Here is a 19290-nt window from a genome sequence, read left to right as displayed (position 1 = left end):
AAAACAGGTTGGGTCAGTTGGGCGGGGTGCCGAAGGCTCGCAGGATTTGTTCTGCCGCCAGGGTTGCCGTCAACTCGCCCTCGCGTACCTGGCGTTCGAGGTCCGGGGCCAGCGCACGTACCGTCGGATCTGAGTGCAGGCGGCCCAGGAGGTCGTCGCGGACCATCGTCCAGGTCCAGTCCACCTGTTGGTCGCGGCGCTTCGCGGCGAGGCGGCCCGTGGAGTCCAGCAGCGAACGGTGTTGTTCCAGGCGCTCCCAGACCGTGTCGAGGCCGGTGCCCTCGCGGGCGCTGCAGCTCAGTACCGGCGGGGTCCACGCCGCGTCGGCGGGATGCATCAGGCGTAGCGCGCCTGCCAACTCCCTTGCCGCGCTCCGCGCATCGCGCTCGTGCGGGCCGTCCGCCTTGTTGACGGCGATGACGTCCGCCAACTCCAGGACGCCCTTCTTGATGCCCTGTAGTTGGTCGCCGGTGCGGGCCAGGGTCAACAGCAGGAAGGAGTCGACCATGTTGGCGACCGCCGTCTCCGACTGGCCTACGCCTACTGTCTCGACCAGGACGACGTCGTAGCCCGCCGCTTCCATCACCACGATCGACTCGCGGGTCGCCTTCGCGACGCCGCCGAGTGTGCCGGCGGTGGGGGAGGGGCGGACGAAGGCCGCCGGGTCGACGGCCAGGCGTTCCATGCGCGTCTTGTCGCCGAGGATCGAACCGCCCGTGCGGGTCGACGACGGGTCTACGGCGAGCACCGCGACCCGGAACCCGAGCGAGGTGAGCAGCGTGCCGAACGCGTCGATGAACGTCGACTTGCCGACCCCCGGTACGCCGCTGATGCCGATCCGGCGGGCGTGGCCGCTGTGGGGGAGGAGTTCGGTCAGCAACTCCTGTGCCATGGCCCGGTGTTGTGGCTTGGTCGACTCGACGAGTGTGATGGCGCGGGCCACCAGGGCCCGCTTCCCGTCGAGTACGCCCTTCACATAGGTGTCGACCTCGATCACAGGGTGTGCCCGAGGTCGGTGGCCAGTCGTTCCACCAGGTCGTGGGCGGCGTCCGGGATCACCGTCCCGGGCGGGAACACGGCCGCCGCGCCCATCTCCAGGAGTGTCGGTACGTCCTGTGGCGGGACGACTCCGCCTACCACGATCATGATGTCCTCGCGGCCCTCCTCGGCGAGGGACTCCTTCAACGCCGGTACGAGGGTGAGGTGTCCGGCGGCCAGCGAGGACACCCCCACGATGTGCACGTCCGCCTCGACGGCCTGGCGGGCCACCTCGCCCGGGGTCTGGAACAGCGGGCCGACGTCGACGTCGAAGCCCAGGTCGGCGAAGGCGGTGGCGATCACCTTCTGGCCGCGGTCGTGGCCGTCCTGGCCCATCTTGGCGACCAGGATGCGGGGGCGGCGGCCCTCGGCCTCCTCGAAGGAGCTGACCAGGGTGCGGGTGCGCTCGACGGACGGGGAGTCGCCGGCTTCGGTGCGGTACACACCGGCGATCGTACGGATCTGGCTCGCGTGCCGCCCGTACACCTTCTCCAGCGCGTCGGAGATCTCACCGACCGTCGCCTTCGCGCGGGCCGCGTTCACCGCCAACTCCAGCAGGTTGCCCTCACCGCTCGCTGCCCGGGTCAGGGCGTGCAGCGCGTCCTGGGTGGCCTGTTCGTCGCGTTCGGCGCGCAACCGCCGTAGTTTCTCGATCTGTTGGGTGCGGACGGAGGAGTTGTCGACCTTGAGGACGTCGATCTGCTCGTCGGTCTCCACGCGGTACTTGTTGACGCCGATGACCGGCTGGCGGCCGGAGTCGATGCGGGCCTGGGTGCGGGCCGCGGCCTCCTCGATACGCAGCTTGGGGATGCCCGCGTCGATGGCCTTGGCCATGCCCCCGGCCGCCTCGACCTCCTCGATGTGCTGCCAGGCGCGGCGCGCTAGGTCGTAGGTCAACTTCTCGACGTACGCGCTGCCGCCCCACGGGTCGATCGCGCGGGTCGTGCCGGACTCCTGCTGGATCAGGAGCTGGGTGTTGCGGGCGATGCGCGCGGAGAAGTCGGTCGGGAGGGCGAGGGCCTCGTCCAGGGCGTTGGTGTGCAGCGACTGGGTGTGGCCCTGCGTCGCCGCCATCGCCTCCACGCACGTACGCGTGACGTTGTTGAAGACGTCCTGCGCGGTCAGCGACCAGCCCGAGGTCTGCGAATGGGTGCGCAGGGAGAGGGACTTGGCGTTCTGCGGGTCGAACTGCTTGACCAGCTTGGCCCAGAGGAGGCGGGCCGCGCGCATCTTCGCGATCTCCATGAAGAAGTTCATGCCGATCGCCCAGAAGAAGGACAGCCGGGGTGCGAACGTGTCCACGTCCATCCCCGCCGCCCGCCCCGCCCGGATGTACTCCACGCCGTCCGCGAGGGTGTACGCCAGCTCCAAGTCGGCCGTAGCGCCCGCCTCTTGGATGTGGTAGCCGGAGATGGAGATGGAGTTGTAGCGCGGCATCCGCTGCGAGGTGTAGGCGAAGATGTCGGAGATGATCCGCATCGACGGCTTCGGCGGATAGATGTAGGTGTTGCGGACCATGAACTCCTTGAGGATGTCGTTCTGGATGGTCCCGGCCAACTTCTCGGGCGGTACGCCCTGTTCCTCCGCCGCCACGATGTAGAGGGCGAGTACGGGCAGCACGGCGCCGTTCATCGTCATCGACACGGTCATCTTGTCCAGCGGGATGCCGTCGAAGAGCTGGCGCATGTCGTAGATGGAGTCGATCGCCACGCCCGCCATGCCGACGTCACCGGTCACGCGCGGGTGGTCGCTGTCGTAACCCCGGTGCGTGGGCAGGTCGAAGGCGACCGACAGGCCCTTCTGGCCGGCCGCCAGGTTGCGTCGGTAGAAGGCGTTGGACTCCTCGGCGGTGGAGAAACCCGCGTACTGGCGGATAGTCCAGGGCTGGTTGACGTACATCGTCGGGTACGGGCCGCGCAGATACGGCGCGATGCCCGGGTAGGTGGCCAGGAAGTCCAGGCCCTCCAAGTCCTGCCCCGTGTACAGGGGTTTGACCGCGATGCCCTCCGGGGTCTCCCACAGGAGGTCGTCGCCACCCGCCGCCTTCTTGACGGCGTCACGCCACTCGTCGGTACCGGCACCGGCTTCGGCGGCCGGGGTCCCCAGCTCGATCCCGGAGAAGTCGGGGATGCGCCCCATCGCTGCCATCAGGACACTCCCATGCGGTCGAGGGTGGCGGAGAGCACGGCTACGGCGTCGCAGCCCGCGAAGACGTAGGCGTCGACACCGGTGTACTGCCCGGGACGGCCCGCGAGGAACACGTGCCCGGCACCGGCCGACCTCAACTCCCCGGCGATCGTGGCCGCTTGCTCCTCGTACAGCGCGTCGCTGGAGCACAGGCAGGCCTCAGTGGCCCCGCTGTCCGCGAACTCGCCCTCGGTGACGGGCTCGATGCCGCCCGCCTGGAACAGGTTCGACGCGAAGGTGAGGCGGGCGGTGTGCGCGGCGGCCGGGCCGAGCGCGGCCAGGAAGATCCGCGGCCGGGAGCCGGTCGCCGCGAGGTGCGCGTCGGAGCGGGCGCGGAGTGCTTCGTAGGCCTCGTCGCGCCGTACGCGCGGCAGTCCGCCGGTCGGTGCTTCGGGCGCGGGTGCGCGCTCGGGGAGGCGTTCGGCGAGGTTCGGGAACTCGCTTACGCCGGTGATCGGTTCGCGGCGCTTGGCGAGCTTCGCGCTGCGCGTCGCCCAGGTCGCGGCGAGGTCCTCACGGAGGCTGCCCGACCGCAACACGGCCGCCTGGCCGCCCTGTTGCTCGATGCGCTGGAAGAACTCCCAGCCCGCGTGGGCGAGTTCGTCCGTGAGCCGCTCCACGTACCAGGAGCCGCCCGCCGGGTCGATCACCCGGGACAGATGCGACTCCTCGACCAGGATCGTCGAGGTGTTGCGGGCGATCCGGCGCGCGAACGCGTCCGGCAGGCCGAGCGCGTGGTCGAAGGGGAGCACGGTGACGGACTCGGCGCCGCCCACCCCGGCGGCCAGCGTCGCGACCGTCGTGCGCAGCATGTTCACCCACGGGTCGCGGCGGGACATCATCACCGGCGAGGTCACCGCGTGCTGCACCTGCCCGCCCGGCGCCCCGCACACCTCGGCCACGCGTGCCCACAGCCTGCGCGCCGCGCGCAACTTGGCGATGGTGAGGAACTGGTCGGCCGTGGCCGCGTACCTGAACTCCAGTTGTCCTACGGCCTGTTCGACGCTCAGTCCCGCCTCGGTCAGCTCGCGCAGACAGGCGACACCGGTCGCCAGCGAGGCGCCCAACTCCTGCGCCGCCGAGCCGCCGGCCTCGTGGTACGGCAGCGCGTCCACGGTCAGCGCACGCAGCCCCGGGTACTCCTCGGCGCAGCGCCGGGCGAGCGAGGCGACGGGCGCGAAGTCGAAGGCCTCGTCCCCGGTGCGGGCCGCGAAGCCCAGCGGATCGGCGCCGAGGTTGCCGCGGGCGGCTTCCCGCGCGACGCCCCGCGCCTCGTACAGCCGTAGCAACTCGGCTGCGGCGGAAGCGACTTCGGGGCCCGCGTCGAGGACGACGGGCGCGAGGTCGAGGTAGACGCCGTCGAGGGTGCTGTCGAGCTGCGCGACCGGGATGCCTTGCTCGCCCACGACCAGCCACAGCGAGGTGACGCCGTTCTCCAGGTCGCCGAGGACCGCGGTGTTGTCGGCGGTCGTGTGCTGCTGGCGTACGTCCCAGCCGCCGAGGGTGTTGCCCTCGGCGCGGCCACCCCGTACGAAGGGGGCGAAACCGGGGAGGCCGGGATCGGGCGCGGAGTCGTCCGCGGTGTACAGGGGGCGGGCGCGGAGCCCGTCCTCCAGCGAGGTGGACAGAGCGTCTTCCGCTGCCGCGCCCGAGACTTCCTTGCCCGACTTGCGCAGTACGCCTTCCACCAGGCGTTGCCACTGCTCATGGGTCGCGTCAGGGAACTCGGCGGCCAGCGAGAGCCCGTCGTCAGGCAGGACCGTCATGCTCGGATGCTAGGGCAAAGGCGCAGGTGAGCAGCAGAGGACGGGGCTGTGACCTTGACCTCTCCGCGCGGTCTAGACCAGTCCGCGGCAGTGGTCGGGCGGGCCTCCGGCGGAGCGCGAGGCCCCTGGCGCGTCCTTCACGCCCGGTGCGCCGGGGGCCGGACAGACTGACCCCGGACAGCCCCCACCCTCCACCCCTCTGCATCGCGAGGTCCTCCATGGCGTTCGGTCTGGCCCGCCGCGAACTGCGGCCCAGGGTTCCGCTGCGACCGGGGGAGGGCGACCGCAGCCACCTGACCAGCCTCGAAGGCCTGGCCGCGCTGTCCCTCGACGCGCTCAGCTCGGTGGCCTACGGGCCCGAGGCGATCGTGCTCGTGCTGATCACCGCCGGGACGGGCGCGCTGAACGCCACCCTGCCGGTGACGCTGGTCATCGCCGGCCTGCTGGCGGTGCTCGTCGTGTCGTACGGGCAGGTCATCGCTGTTCACCCGGACGGCGGTGGCGCCTACGCGGTGGCGAAGAAGGACCTGGGGCCCCGCACGAGCTATCTCGCGGCGGCGAGTCTCGTCGTGGACTACGTGCTGACGGTGGCGGTCAGTCTGGCGGCGGGCGCGGCGAGTCTCGCCTCCGCGTTCCCCTCCCTCGGCTCGCATCTGCTGGAGTTCTGTCTCGTCGGGCTCGCCCTGCTCACCGCCGTGAACCTGCGGGGCGTGGCCGAGAGCGCGCGGGTGCTGATGCTGCCCACCGCGCTGTTCGTCGTGAGCATCCTCGGCATCGTCGTCCTCGGCCTGGCGCGCTCGCACCCCGCGGCGGTCGTCGGCACCGCCCAACCGGTGCACGCCACCGAGGCGTTGGGCATCCTGCTCCTCCTGAAGGCGTTCTCCTCCGGCTGCTCCGCGCTGACCGGGGTCGAGGCCATCGCCAACGGAGTGCCCGCCTTCCGCGAGCCACGGGTGCGGCGGGCGCAGCGCACCGAACTGATGCTGGGCGCGCTCCTCGGGATGATGCTGATCGGCCTCGCGGTACTGATCCGGCGCGACCACGTGGCCCCGCGCGGCGGCGTCACCGTACTCGCCCAACTGACCGCCGACGCCTACGGCACGGGATGGCCGTACTACGCCACGAACCTCGTCGTCACCCTCGCGCTCGCCTTCGCCGCGAACACCAGCTTCGGCGGTCTGCCCGTCCTGATGAGCCTGCTCGCCAAGGACCACCGGCTGCCGCACCTGTTCGGACTGCGCACCGAACGCCCCGTCTACCGCTGGGGAGTTGTGGCCCTCGCCCTGCTCGCCGCACTCCTCCTGATCGCCGTGGGCGCCGACACGCACCGCATGCTCCCGCTGTTCGCGATCGGTGTGTTCATCGGCTTCACCATCAGCCAGATCGGACTCGTACGGCACTGGGCGCGCGAACGTCCGCCCGGCTGGCTGCGCCGCGCACTCCTCAACGGCGTCGGCGCGCTGCTCACCAGCGTGGCCGGACTGGTACTGCTGGCCAGCAAGTTCCTCGAAGGGGCCTGGGTGGTCGTCGTCGCGATCCCGCTGCTGATGCTGCTGTTCGCCCGAATCCAGCACTACTACAAGACAGTTGCCCACGAACTCGGTCTCGGCGAGGTGCCACCGCCGGTACGCCTCACCGACTCCCTCGTCATCGTGCCCGTCGGCGAGATCAGCAAGGTCACCCAGCTCGCCCTGACCGCGGCCCGCGCCCTCGGCCACGAGGTCGTCGCGGTCGCCGTGCACGGTGACCCCGACAGAACCCGTTCCCTGCAAGAGAGTTGGGCCCGCTGGGAGCCGGGCGTGCGACTCGACGTCATCGACAGCCCGCAGCGCTCGCTGGTGCAGCCGATCGTCGACTACGTACGGCGGGCGGCGGCGGACGGGCGGCAGATCGCCGTACTCATCCCGGAGGTGGAACCCCGCCACCGCCGCTACCAGATCCTGCAGAACCAGCGCGGGCTGCTGCTCGCGGCGGTGCTGCGGGCCCGTACGGATGTCGTCGTGTGCGTGGTGCCGTACCGCTTGAGCCTGTGACGGCCAGTACCCAGTACACGGGACCCCGGCGGGGCCGACGATCGCCCGACCCGGTTCGAGGGTGAGCCGGGGCACGGGCAGTCCGGTCCGGGCGCAGCCGTCTTCGAGTTCGGCGTCGGTGCGCCGGGCCCCGCGCACGGCCTGGTGCAGTGCCGCCAGGCTCCCCGGCGAACCGCTCACTCCGACCACGGCTTGCCGCCTCCCACCGCCACTGTCCATCGTCGTTCACTCCTCGGCGCACACCGACATGGACGTCGATACATACGTCGACACCTGGCCGGAATCATGCGCAACCGGCGCCCGGCCGCCCACCCGTGTCAACGAAGTGGCCGTCCCTGGCAAAGCGCGGGGCAAGAATCGCCCCCACGGCCCGGACCGTGCGCCCCAATGACCGTCTGGCCACGCACTGTTCACTCGGGGGCCGCCGGCAAGCGTCAATGTGCGGACGTTGTCAGCTCAACTGCTCGCCAGGGAGGGCACCATGACCACACAGACAGAGACGTCGGACGGGTCGGCGCAGTCGTCCGAGGGGGTCAGCCGGCGTCACGCGCTGGGCCTCCTCGGTACGGCCGGCGCCGGCGCGGCCGTCACCCCCTTGCTGGGAGCAGGCACGGCGCAGGCCGCTCCGCTCGCCGCCCCGGCCCTTCACCTCACCGCGGACTCCTCCGGTACGTCCCCGGTCCAGGGCCTGCACCTCACCTTCGGCGCGGACCCGCGCACCCAGATGAACGTCTCGTGGATCACCGACAAACCGGTGACCAGACCCGTCGTGCGCTACGGCACCCTGGAGCACGGCTTCGGCTCCAGCGCCGAGGCGCACACCGTCACCTATGTCGACGGCACCTCCAGCCGTACCGTCCACGTCCACCACGCCTCGCTGAAGCGCCTGAAGCCCGGCACCGACTACGTCTACATGGCCACCCACGAGGGCGCGACGCCCGACAGCGGCACCTTCCGCACCGCGCCGCGCGGCCGGGCCCCGTTCACCTTCACCAGCTTCGGCGACCAGTCCGCCCCGCAGGTCACCTGGGCGGCCGACGGCACCGTCGCGCTCGACGCGAACTCCACCCCGGCGACGAAGGACATCGTCACCGGCATCGAGCAGGTCGCCCCGCTCTTCCACCTCCTCAACGGCGACCTCTGTTACGCCAACCTGGACGTCGACCGGGTGCGCACCTGGAACAACTTCTTCACCAACAACACCCGTTCGGCCCGCTTCCGCCCCTGGATGCCGGCGGCCGGCAACCACGAGATCGAGAAGGCCAACGGCCCGATCGGACTCGGCGCCTACCAGACCTACTTCAACCTCCCCTCCACCGAGACCGACGCCGAACTCGCGGGCCTGTACTACGCGTTCACGGTCGGCTCGGTCCGCGTGATCGTGCTGCAGAACGACGACAACTGCCTCCAGGACGGCGGCGACGTCTACATCAACGGCTACTCCGGCGGACGCCAACTCGCCTTCCTGGAGAAGGAGTTGAAGGCCGCCCGAGTCTCGCGCGACACCGACTGGATCGTCGTCGCCATGCACCAGGTGATGATCAGCTCCTCCGACGCGAACGGCGCCGACCTGGGCCTGCGCCAGAAGTACGGCCCCCTCTTCGACCGCTACGGCGTCGACCTGGTCCTGTGCGGCCACGAGCACAACTACGAACGCTCGCTGGCCGTCCGCGGAGTCGTCACCGGCAGTGAGACGCTGACCCCGAACCCGGTCTCCACGGCCACCGACTCCATCGACACCGGCCTCGGCACCGTGCACATGATCCTCGGCGGCGGTGGCGTCTCGGGCACCACGAACCAGGCCTTCTTCAAGGACGGCACCGCCAAGGTCATCACCGCCGTGTCGTCGAGCCCCGGCTCCAACGGCAAGCGCACCTCCACCTACACCAAGGAGGAGGCGATCTGGACCGGCGTCCGCGACCTCGAACACCCCTATGGCTTCGCGGCGTTCACCGTCGACCCGGGCCGGCACGCCGGTGACACGACCCGCATGCACGTGACGTACTACAACGTGAACAAGCCGCACGGCGAGCTGTCGGTCTTCGAGACGTTCACGATCCACCGCAAGCGCTCGGACGGCTACAGCCGCTGATCCGAGGAGTCCTGGTGCGTCGCGTCCGGCAACCAGTGCAGGGCGAACCAGAGTTCCATCCGCACGCCGGGGTCCTGCAGGTCCACATCGAGCAGTTCGGCGATCCGTGCAAGACGGTGCCGCACGGTGTTCCGGTGGACGTGCAGGGCCGCCGCCGTGCGGTCCCAACTGCCGTGCAGGGTCAGCCACGTTCGCAGGGTGTCGAGCAGGACCGGGGCGCCCGGAGAAGCGGCCCCGTCGAGCGGGGCGAAGCGGGTACGGGCCAGGTCGCGGGCGTCGGCCGACGGGACGATCCCGTGGACGGTGAGCGGGTCCCCGGTGTGGACGACGGCGGGCACCTGCGCCGCGATCGCGCGTTGCAGGGCCCGTCCGGCCTGGACATCGGCGTGCGCCAGGTCCGAGGCCGGCGCGGGTGTACTGAACCCGAGGACCCAGCCCAAGTCGGCGGCCTGTGCGGGGACGTCGGGGCGAGCGTCCGGCGCACTCGGAACCAGGGCCTTCAACTCGGCGCCGTCGACGTACAGGTACGGCGTGCCCAACGCCGTGCCCAGGGTGGCGAGTTGGGCCGGATCATCACCCTGGAGCGGCGCCGTCGCAGAACGCGGGGTGGTCTGCCGGCCATGGACCACGACCCAGTGCCCCGCCTCCGAAGTCCCCACAGGCGTGAGATCGCCCGCGACCTCCGCCGGGGTTGCGCCCAGCATCAGCCGTACCAGCGCGCCCGCGCTGTGCGTGTCGGTGCCCAGGGCGTGCCGGGGGCTGGTGAGGAGGGCCAGCAGCACGGCCGCCGTACTGGTGACCTGCCGGTGCACCAGGGTCGGGGCCGTGGTGGCGGCCTGGCCGAGGGCGAGGGCCGTCGCGGTGCCGTCCGCCCCGGGCAGGGTGTGCACGGTCAGGTGGATGCCGCCCTGGTGGTCGGCCGCCGCGGCCGGTGCGGACCGTCGTCCGGCGGAACCGGTGCGGACCCGGGCGACGGTGCGCACGGCGAGCTCGCGCAGCCGCCCCGGTGTCGGGGACGCGGGCCGGGAACCCGCGCTGAACAGCTCGTTGCCCCGGGCGTCGTAGAGGACCGCCCAGGCGCCGGTGTGCGCGCCGAGCTGGGCGAGCACGGCCCGGAGCGCGTCCGGCCGGGCGGCGGCCGTGGCCAGCGCCGACTGCGCCCGGGAGATCTCGCGCAGCTCTCGGTTGCGGGCCTCGGCGATCGCCGCGTAGGTGGCCTGCCCGACCGCCACGAACGGGGTGGCCGGCGGCAGCCGTAGCAGCGGGAGCCCGTGGCGATCGCAGGCGGCGACCAGTTCGGGCGGCACCTCCTCGTGCACCGGCGCGACACCGAACCCGAGGGCGCTCACCCCGGCGGCGACGACCCGCCGTACATACGTGTCGATGCCCTCCGCGTCGAGCGGCAACCGCACCCCCGCGGTGAGGAGCAGTTCGCCGCCCACCAGGTACGGCGACGGGTCCTCGATTTCCGTGGTGCCGACCGTGCTGACCTGCTGGTTCCCGGCGGGCCCGGCGACCTGACGCAGGCCGAGGGCAGGGTCGGCGAGCAGCACGCTCAGCGGCACGGACGGCTGCTCGGACTCGGTCATGAGGGGCATCCTCCCGATCCGGCGGCACTATGGCGGACTGCCGGAATCATCCAATGGGCGACTCCATATTGGACAGAACCGCCACTTCGATGCCAGTGCGAACGCCGATAACGTCATCCCACTTCCAGGGCACGTCCCCCTCGATCCCGGAGAACTCAGATGACCGTCGACTACTTCGTCATGGCCGCATACCTGCTGGGCATCATCGGCGTCGGCTGGTGGGGCAAGAAACGAGCCGCCTCCAAGAGCGACTTCCTGGTCGCCGGACGGCGGCTGGGCCCGCTCATGTACACCGGCACGATGGCCGCCGTGGTCCTCGGCGGCGCCTCCACCATCGGCGGCGTACGCCTCGGCTACACCTACGGCATCTCCGGCGCCGCCATGGTCTTCGCCATCGGCCTGGGACTGCTGGCCCTGAGCGTCTTCTTCTCCGCCCGCATCGCCCGCCTCAAGGTCTACACCGTCGCCGAGATGCTCTCCCTGCGCTACGGCGACACCGCCGCCGTGATCTCCGGCGTCGTGATGTGGATCTACACCCTCATGCTGGTCGTGACCTCCACGATCGCGTACGCCAGCGTCTTCGACGTCCTGTTCGACGTGCCGCGCTGGGTCGCGGTGGTCATCGGCGGCACGATCGTCGTCGGCTACTCGGCGCTCGGCGGCATGTGGTCCATCACCCTCACCGACATGGTGCAGTTCGTGGTCAAGAGCCTCGGCGTGCTCGTCCTGCTGCTGCCCATCGCCGTGGTGAGGGCCGGAGGCTTCGGTGCCATGGCAGACAGACTGCCGCACGGCTACTTCTCGCCGACCTCCATCGGCGGCCAGACCATCCTCACCTTCGTGCTGATCTACACCTTCGGCATGCTCATCGGACAGGACATCTGGCAGCGCGTCTTCACCGCCCGCTCGGACAAGGTCGCCTCCTGGGGCGGCACCGTCGCCGGCGTCTACTGCCTGGTCTACGCCCTGGCCGGCGCCGTCATCGGCATGGCCACCAAGACCCTCTACCCCCAACTCCCCAGCGCCGACGACGCGTTCGCGACGATCGTCCGGCACGCGCTGCCCACCGGCGTCCGGGGCCTGGTCCTGGCCGCCGCCCTCTCCGCGATGATGTCCACCGCGAGCGGCGCCCTGATCGCCTCCGCGACGGTCGCCAACAACGACATCTGGGCGCGGCTGCGCCGTCGCACGGTTTCCCTTGACGGTGACGAGATCGGTTCGAACCGGCTCGCGATTGTCGTCCTCGGAGTTGCGGCGATGGCCATCGCCTGCGCCCTCGGTGACGTCATCGAAGCCCTCACGGTCGCCTACAACCTGCTCGTCGGCGGTCTGTTGGTGCCCATCCTCGGCGGCCTCGTGTGGAAGCGCGGCAACCTGCCCGGCGCCATGGCCTCGATGATCGCGGGCGGCCTGACGGTCATCATCTTCATGGTGACCGACGGCCTCCTCGCCAACGAGCCGATCTACTACGGCCTGTTGGCCGGCCTCACCGCCTACGTGGCCGTCAGCCTGCTCACCAAGCCGACCGAAGAAGCCGTGGTCCAGGCCTGGCACCGCCGTCTGGCAGGCGAACAGGCCACCGCAGTACGCGAGTTGAGCCCGGCCTGACCACCACCGACCGTGCCCCGGGCACCCGACCCGGGGCACGCGCCCAACACCCCGAAGGAGCACCACAGATGACCGAGCTGTCCCTCCACCCCGACCGCACCGCCGCGACCGCGGCCGTCGAGGAAGGGCGACTGCGCCGCGAACTCGCCGCGGTCTACCGGCTCGTGGCGCACTTCAAGATGACCGACCTGATCTTCACGCACATCTCGGCCCGCCTCCCGGGCCCCGAACACCACTTCCTGATCAACCCCTACGGCCTCCTCTTCGAGGAGATCACCGCATCGAACCTGGTCAAGATCGACCTGTCCGGCCGCGCCGTCGAGGACTCCCCGTACCCGGTCAACCCGGCAGGCTTCGTCATCCACAGCGCCATCCACGCGGCCCGCCCCGACGCCCACTGCGTCCTGCACACCCACACCAGGTCCGGCTGCGCCGTCGCCGCCCAGCAGCACGGCCTGCTCCCGCTCAACCAGATCTCCATGGAGTTCTACGGCAGGCTCGGCTACCACGACTACGAAGGCGTGGCCCTCAACCTCGCCGAACAACACCGCCTGGTCGCCGACCTCGGCCACCACCCCGCGATGGTCCTCCGTAACCACGGCCTGCTCACCGTAGGAGAGACCCCCGCCCAGGCATTCCTGCGCATGTACTACCTGGACAAGGCCTGCGAGATCCAGACCACGGCCACCGCCACGGGCACCCCGCTCCTCACCCCCGCCCCTGACGTCTGCGCACTCACCGCCCGCCAACTCACCGGCGAGGACGCCGATTCGGACCTCCAGGACGACAAGGCGTATGACCTCGCGTGGTCGGCGCTGCTCCGGCTGGTCGAGCGGATTGCCCCCGACCACAAGGACTGATGGCGGCCAAAGCCGGGCGGGAAGGTCCAGACCGGATACGTCAAGTGATGGAGGAACAGGTCGAGTTGAGGTGAGACCTGGGGTCGGATCCTGAACAGATTCCCGGAGTGGCACACCCACTTCGACGAACTGCCGTGGATTCGGCTTCAGTTGTTGACGCCGGGCAAGGGCGGGACTACAACCCGGGGGAGCGCTCTCGCAACCGCTGTTGCTCCTGACCCCCCGCACGCCGAACCGGCTTGAGGAGACCCCCCCATGCAGAGTTCCGCCGGCGTATCCGGCACACCCGGCAGACCGTCGACCGCAGTCGTACGCTCCCGTACGGCTCTCGGTCTGGTCGTCGTCCTGATCGTCGCCCTCTTCGCCGCCCTGAGCCCCTCACCCGCCCACGCCGCCGACCAGTTGCTGTCCCAAGGACGGCCCGCCACCGCGTCCTCGACCGAGAGCGCGTCCTTCCCCGCGAGCGCGGCCGTCGACGGCGACACCGGCACCCGCTGGTCCTCCGCCTTCGCCGACCCGCAGTGGCTTCAGGTGGACCTTGGAACGGTCCAGCAGATCACCCGCGTCTCGCTCAACTGGGAGGCCGCGTACGCCACCGGCTACCAGATCCAGACCTCCACCGACGCGACCACCTGGACCACCGTCTACTCCACCACGACCGCCACCGGCGGCACCCAGAACCTCACCGTCACCGGCAGCGGACGCTATGTCCGCCTGTACGGCACCGCCCGGGCCACCCAATGGGGCTACTCGCTCTGGGAGTTCCAGGTCTACGGTCCCGGGAGCACCACTCCGCCCGACGACTTCTGGGGCAGCACCAGTGACATCCCCACGGCCAACAACGCCGTGGAGGTGAAGATCCTCAACCGCACCAACGGCAAGTACCCGGACAGCCAGGTGTATTGGAGCTTCAACGGGCAGACGCACTCCATCGCCGAGCAGCCCTACCTGGACATGCCCGCCAACTCCGCGGGCCGCATGTACTTCTACCTGGGCTCGCCCACCAGCTCCTACTACGACTTCATCGAGTTCACGGTCGGCAGCAACGTCTTCAACGGCAACACCACCCGCGTCGACGCCTTCGGCCTCAAACTCGCCATGCGCCTGCACAGCAAGGACGGTTACGACACCGAGGTCGGCGAGAACCGGGCGACCTTCGCCGAGGACCGCGCCACCACCTTCCAGCGGTTCACGGACGCGGTGCCGTCCCAGTTCAAGGTGCTGGCACAGACCCAGGCGCCGTACCGCATCATCGCGCCCGGGAGCGACCCGAGCTTCCGCGCGGGTGGCGCCAACGCCAACTACTTCACGTCGTACGCCCAGTCGGTCGGCGTGAACGCGGCGACCTCCGACATCTTCGGGTGCGCCGGCTCGCTGGCCGCCGATCCCAACACGTGCGCCGCTCTCAATCGCCATGTGGCCACGCTTCCGGCGTCGCAGCAGTCCGACCCGGCGCAGTTCTACAAGGCGGCGCCCGCGAACTACTACGCCAAGTTCTGGCACGACAACGCCATCAACCAGCTTGCCTACGGTTTCCCTTACGACGACGTAGCGGGCCAGTCCTCCTTCATCTCGCACGCCAACCCGCAGTGGCTCCTGGTCGCCGTCGGCTGGTAGGCGCGCACACATCGCGAAACGGGGCCGCCCTCGTCAGGAAGGGCGGCCCCGCTTCAGCTTCTGGCGGCGGGAGTTACTGGACGTTGATCGTGAACGTGCTGGTGGTGTTGCGGATGTCCTGGGCGTTGCCGCTCATCCGCAGGTTGATGAAGGTGGCCGACCCGACAGCCGGTCCCTGACCGGGTTCGGGCAGCTCGTTGGCCCAGATGCCCCACCCTGACTTGGCGTCGAACGCGTCTCCGCTCTTCTTGGAGTTGGTGATGGAGATGTCGGTGAAGATCGTGTCCTTCACCGGGAACTGCGGTTGCCCGCCTACGTAGTTGGTCTGGAACATCACTCCGCCGTACGTGGAGTTGTCGATGTCCACGTCGTTGACCCGGATGCCCTGGAAGACCTTCGAGGCCGAGAACGCCCAGATGGCGGGGAAGACCTGGGAGCCCCAGAAGTGGCCGCCCGTTCTGTCCAGGGAGACGTTCTCGATCGTCGTCGGATCGGTCCCGAAGCCGTTCATCGGGTAGCCGAAGTCCAGCGAGGAGATCGTTATGCCGGAGTAGACCAGGGTGTCGGCGACCCTGATGTTGCGGAAGGTGTTGTCGAAGCCGCCGTAGACGGCGATACCGGCCGCACGCCAGGTGAGCGTCGACGTCAGGTTCTCGTAGAGGTTGTTCTTCTCGTCGGAACCGCCCGCGTCGATCGCCGAGAAGAGCGCGAAGCTGTCGTCGCCCGTGGCGCGGGCGTCGTTGTTGACGACGTGGTTGTCCGTGGAGCCGTTCGTCATGTTGATGCCGTCGGCGAACGTGTCACGGATGCGGGAGTTCTTGATGGTCATGTTGTCGGTGTTGGCGCCCCAGTACATGCACACCATGTGCTCGACCCAGATGTCGTCGATGGTGATGTTGGAGACGTTGGAGAAGTCGAACACCTTGCCGGGTCCGTCGATTCGGGACGTGTAGTTCCCGAAGTAGGCGAAGCCGGTGAACGACGAGCCGTTGGCCGTGGCCTCGGCCCGGATGCCGATGTCGGTGTTCTCCTGCGAGGCGGGGGCGTGGAAGCGGGTGAACCACGACCCGGCTCCCACGACCTTGACCGCCTTGCCGTAGACCTGGAGCTTGCTGGAGGTCTCGTAGTCACCGGCGGGCAGATAGACGCCGACGAGCTTGCCCGTGGTGTCCATGCGGACCGTGTCGAGCGCGTTCTGCACGTCCTGCTGGGAGAAGCCGGCCGGGACCGCGTAGGCGGCCGGGTCCGGGTTCGGAGTCGCCGTCGCCTGCTCGGTGTTGATGAAGTCGATGGCGTAGGTGGGTGACGTGTTGGCCGCGTCCTTCTGGAGCCGGATCTTGGAACCGGCCGGAACTGTCCTGCCCAGCAGGAGATTCGCCTCGTCGTAGATGTGGCGCTGGGCACCGGCGCTCGGCGAGTTGCCGGGCGCGGTCTCGGCGCCGTACAGCCAGGCGTACTTGGAGGTGAGGTCGATGGCCTTGAGGAACTGGCCGTCGACGTAGACGTCGAGCGTGGTGTCGGTGCCGTCGGGGATGGAGAAGCGGGTGACCAGGGTGTTGGTCGACGCGCGGGTGGTCCATTCGACGTACTGGCCGGTCGAGTTGAGGGTCACCGCCCTGCGGCCGCTCGCCTCCCCGGCGATGTCGCCGATCGTGCGGTTCGGTCCGACGACCTGGGCGCCGCCGCCCACTGTGCCGTCCTCGGCCTCGTACATGTCGTACGGCATGTCGGCGCCGCGGCCGACGAACAGGGGTTGTGTGGTGGTGTTGTTGGTCCGTTTGACCGGGAGTTCGTTGGTGTCGTCGGCGATGACCGTCTTGACGGTGAACTTGCCGTTGGCGGCCGTCCAGGAGCCGAGGCTGACGGGTGCGGTCGTCTGGCCGGCGGCGATGGTGCCGCTGTAGGAGCCGGTGAGTGTCTTCACGGTGGCGCCGTTGGCGTCCAGGAGCGTCAGCGTGACGGCGTGGGAGCCTGAGGCCGAGTCGACCGTCCCCTGGTTCTTGATCGCCACGGTGAACGTGACGTTGTCGCCCGCCGAGGCGCTCGACGGGGTCCACGCGACCGGCGCGGCGACCAGGTCGGAACTGGAGACCGGCTTGACGACGAGGGCGTCGGGGGCGGTGAAGACGTTGTTGCCCTCGTTCTGCTCGATGACCTTGTTGGACGGGTCCACCTCGGCGCCGAGCGGGTAACTGCCCGCGTCCCGGGTGCCGATGCTCGCCGTGACCGTCGTAGACGCGCCCGCCGCGAGGGCCGGGACGTCCGCCGTGGCGGCCTTCGTGCCGCCGAGCGTGAAGTTCAGGTCGGTGGCCTTGGACGCCTTGCTGCCGCTGTTGGTGACCGTCGCCGTCAGGCTGATGGCGTCCGACTCGACCGGGGCCGCGGGCGTGTGGGTGATACCGGTGACCTTGAGATCCGGGTTGGCGGCCGGGGTACCGATCACCTGGAACTCGGCGACCTGCCCGCCCGGGGCACCGGTGTTGGAGGCGAACTTGAGCTGGATGTCGGCCGCGGCGCCGGAGACCGGGATGGTCACCGTGTTGCCGCTCGCCGGGTTGAAGACGTAGTCCTTCGCCGCGACGAGACTCGTGAACGCGGTCGCGTCCTGGTCCCGGCCCAGCACCTGGATGTTCTGCGTACGCGTCGACCACGCGGGGTCGGGGTTCAGCTTGACGACGACCTGACTGAGGTCGGCGTTGGCACCCAGCTTGGTGGTGAGGGTGGCCGGGTAGGCACCGCCCCCACTCTCCCAGTAGGTGGCTGTCTGGCCGTCGTTGGCGTTCGCGGCGACATAGGTGAAGGTGTACGAGGACGCCTCGATGGGCTTGCCCTGCGCGAGGTCGGACCCGGCACCGTTACCGGCCCGCGTGACGCTGTTGCTCGCCACCGACACGTTCCCGGCAGCGTCCTTCGCCTTCACGTAGTAGGTGACCGTGGCCGTCGCCGACGGGGTGTCGGTGTACGAAGTCACGTCACCCGCAACGGACTTGACGACCTGGTCGTTGGCGTAGATGTCGTACCCGGTGACCTGGACGTTGTCGCTCGACGCCTGCCAGGTGAGCTTCACGTCGCTGCCCGACTGCGTGTACGCGAGGTTGCCGGGCGCGGTGGGCGCCTGGGTGTCGCCGGTCGAGCCCTTGCGGGTGACGCTGTTGCTGTTGGCGGAGACGTTGCCCGCCGCGTCCTTGGCCCGCACGAAGTACGTGATGTCGGTGCCGGCCGGCTGGGTGTCCGTGTAGGTCAGGACGTTCCCGGCGACGCTCGACCTCAACTGCCCGTTGGCGTAGATGTCGTAGCCGGTCACGGCGGTGTCGTCGGTGGCCGCGGTCCAGTTCAGCTCGATCTGCCCGGTGGCCGGCTCGGTGTAGCTCAGGTTCCCGGGCGCGGTGGGCGCCTGCGTGTCACCGGTCGCCGGTCCGTAGACCTCCAGCTCGGACGCCTGCCCGGCGGGCCAGCCGGTGTTGGCGGTGAACAGCGCGCGCACGTACCGCGTGGTGGTCGTGTCGAAGCTGATCGTCGTCGACTGGTCGTCGGAACTGTCGAAGGTGTACGCCTTCGAGGCCGTCAGGTCGGTGAAGTTCTGGTTGTCGGTCGAGCCCTGGACCTTGAGCGTCTGACTGCGGCTCGGCCAGCCGCTGGGCAGCCGCAACGTCACCTGGTTGACCTTGACCGAGGAGCCGAGGTCGACCTGGAGCCACTGCGGGAACGCGTTGTTCGTGCTCTCCCAGTAGGTGTCACGGTTGCCGTCACCGGCGTTGGCCGCACCGTAGACATCGGCGTGCCCGCTCTCGCTGAAGGGCTTGCCCTGGGCGAGGTTGGCGGTTTCGGCGGTGGCCGTGAGGACCTGCATCTCGGCCAACTGGGCCGTACCGGCAACCGAGTTGGCGCTGAAGTCGGCCCGTACGTACCGGGCCAGGGTCGAAGGCACCGAGATCTTCACCGTGTTGTCGTCACCGGGGCTGAAGACGTACTGCGCCGACGACTTGAGCGTCGCGAAGCTCTTTCCGTCGTCGCTGCCCTGGAGCGCCAGCGTCTGCTTGCGGGTCTGCCAGTGCTCGGGCAGCCGCAGCACGACCTGCCGGACGCGCTCGCTCTTCCCGAGGTCGGTCTGTACCCACTGGGCCGACTTCTTGCCGGCCTGCCAGTAGGTGTCGGTGTCGCCGTCGGTGATGTTGGTGGCCTTGTGCGCGCCGCGGGTGCTGCCCGCGGTGGTCTTCGCGCCCGCGGCGACGTTGGGACCGCCGGCCGCGTGCGCGCCGACGGCGGGCAGGCCCAGCACCATCACGGCGGAGGCGAGTGCGGCGACGGCTGCGCGCCGCCTCGGGGATCTCTGCTTGTGTCGAGTCGGTCGAGTCATACGGGGTCACTTCCTGCGGAGGCTCGCGCGCCGGTGGGGGCGGCGAGGGCGGCTCTTTCCTGGCGGAGGGAGTGGTGCAGGTGCAGAAAGGTGCGGGAGGTCTCCACGAGGAGACCGTGAGGCAGGATTTTGCGTTGTTTCAT

At 69.7% G+C, this 19290-nt stretch carries 10 protein-coding genes; 5 read left to right on the top strand and 5 right to left on the bottom strand.

Features of this window, described 5'->3' with window-relative positions:
- Positions 1–13: 13 nt before the first annotated feature.
- The 3 genes from meaB to AB0I69_RS10220 are packed head-to-tail and all read right to left on the bottom strand — an operon-like array spanning position 14 to position 4991.
- A complete protein-coding gene (gene meaB / locus AB0I69_RS10230; protein WP_363095155.1) occupies positions 14–997 on the bottom strand; it encodes a methylmalonyl Co-A mutase-associated GTPase MeaB in 984 nt (327 codons plus the stop codon).
- Complete coding sequence (scpA, locus tag AB0I69_RS10225; protein ID WP_363095569.1) at positions 994–3177, bottom strand: methylmalonyl-CoA mutase; 2184 nt, start codon at positions 3175–3177, stop codon at positions 994–996. Before scpA ends, meaB begins: the two co-directional genes overlap by 4 nt.
- Before the next feature lie 8 nt (positions 3178–3185).
- Positions 3186–4991: a methylmalonyl-CoA mutase subunit beta gene (locus tag AB0I69_RS10220; RefSeq protein ID WP_363095154.1), complete on the bottom strand. Its 1806-nt coding sequence runs from the start codon at positions 4989–4991 to the stop codon at positions 3186–3188.
- A gap of 218 nt (positions 4992–5209) precedes the next feature.
- Between AB0I69_RS10220 and AB0I69_RS10215 the strand changes: the two genes are divergently transcribed.
- Together AB0I69_RS10215 and AB0I69_RS10210 are read left to right on the top strand one after the other, a co-directional pair.
- Complete coding sequence (locus tag AB0I69_RS10215; protein WP_363095153.1) at positions 5210–7024, top strand: APC family permease; 1815 nt, start codon at positions 5210–5212, stop codon at positions 7022–7024.
- A gap of 481 nt (positions 7025–7505) precedes the next feature.
- Positions 7506–9116 carry a metallophosphoesterase family protein gene (locus AB0I69_RS10210; RefSeq protein WP_363095152.1) on the top strand — a complete coding sequence of 537 codons (1611 nt, stop codon included), beginning with the start codon at positions 7506–7508 and terminating at the stop codon, positions 9114–9116.
- On the opposite strand, the gene AB0I69_RS10205 is transcribed toward AB0I69_RS10210, so the two are convergent.
- Entirely contained in the window at positions 9104–10705 is a 1602-nt protein-coding gene (locus AB0I69_RS10205; protein WP_363095151.1) for a PucR family transcriptional regulator, read from the bottom strand. The two genes, AB0I69_RS10210 and AB0I69_RS10205, sit on opposite strands and share 13 nt — an antisense overlap.
- A 159-nt stretch (positions 10706–10864) precedes the next feature.
- On the opposite strand from AB0I69_RS10205, the gene AB0I69_RS10200 reads away from it, so the two are divergent.
- From AB0I69_RS10200 to AB0I69_RS10190, 3 genes are all read left to right on the top strand, one after another.
- On the top strand, positions 10865–12313 hold the full coding sequence (locus tag AB0I69_RS10200) for a sodium:solute symporter (RefSeq protein ID WP_363095150.1): 1449 nt from the start codon (positions 10865–10867) through the stop codon (positions 12311–12313).
- A gap of 68 nt (positions 12314–12381) precedes the next feature.
- A complete protein-coding gene (locus AB0I69_RS10195) occupies positions 12382–13173 on the top strand; it encodes a class II aldolase/adducin family protein (RefSeq protein WP_363095149.1) in 792 nt (263 codons plus the stop codon).
- 255 nt (positions 13174–13428) lie between these two features.
- Positions 13429–14790, top strand: a complete 1362-nt coding sequence (locus AB0I69_RS10190) for a beta-1,3-glucanase family protein (protein WP_363095148.1) — start codon at positions 13429–13431, stop codon at positions 14788–14790.
- A 73-nt stretch (positions 14791–14863) separates the two neighbouring features.
- Here AB0I69_RS10190 and AB0I69_RS10185 read toward each other — a convergent pair whose 3' ends face one another.
- Positions 14864–19147, bottom strand: coding sequence for a discoidin domain-containing protein (locus AB0I69_RS10185; protein WP_363095147.1), 4284 nt, complete (start codon positions 19145–19147; stop codon positions 14864–14866).
- Positions 19148–19290 lie beyond the last annotated feature (143 nt).

It is taken from the genome of Streptomyces sp. NPDC050508 (assembly GCF_040655155.1).
In the GTDB taxonomy this organism is placed as follows: Bacteria; Actinomycetota; Actinomycetes; order Streptomycetales; family Streptomycetaceae; genus Streptomyces.
The sequence above is the reverse complement of the archived record's forward strand: the minus strand, read 5'-3'. Positions and strand labels throughout refer to the sequence as shown.

Bases quoted from the DNA above. Each gene is read 5' to 3' on its own strand.
- AB0I69_RS10215 (WP_363095153.1), top strand. From the start codon at position 5,210: ATGGCGTTCGGTCTGGCCCGCCGCGAACTGCGGCCCAGGGTTCCGCTG.
- AB0I69_RS10210 (WP_363095152.1), top strand. From the start codon at position 7,506: ATGACCACACAGACAGAGACGTCGGACGGGTCGGCGCAGTCGTCCGAG.
- scpA (WP_363095569.1), bottom strand. From the start codon at position 3,177: ATGGGGCGCATCCCCGACTTCTCCGGGATCGAGCTGGGGACCCCGGCC.
- AB0I69_RS10195 (WP_363095149.1), top strand. From the start codon at position 12,382: ATGACCGAGCTGTCCCTCCACCCCGACCGCACCGCCGCGACCGCGGCC.
- AB0I69_RS10205 (WP_363095151.1), bottom strand. From the start codon at position 10,705: ATGACCGAGTCCGAGCAGCCGTCCGTGCCGCTGAGCGTGCTGCTCGCC.
- AB0I69_RS10220 (WP_363095154.1), bottom strand. From the start codon at position 4,991: ATGACGGTCCTGCCTGACGACGGGCTCTCGCTGGCCGCCGAGTTCCCT.
- AB0I69_RS10190 (WP_363095148.1), top strand. From the start codon at position 13,429: ATGCAGAGTTCCGCCGGCGTATCCGGCACACCCGGCAGACCGTCGACC.
- AB0I69_RS10185 (WP_363095147.1), bottom strand. From the start codon at position 19,147: ATGACTCGACCGACTCGACACAAGCAGAGATCCCCGAGGCGGCGCGCA.
- AB0I69_RS10200 (WP_363095150.1), top strand. From the start codon at position 10,865: ATGACCGTCGACTACTTCGTCATGGCCGCATACCTGCTGGGCATCATC.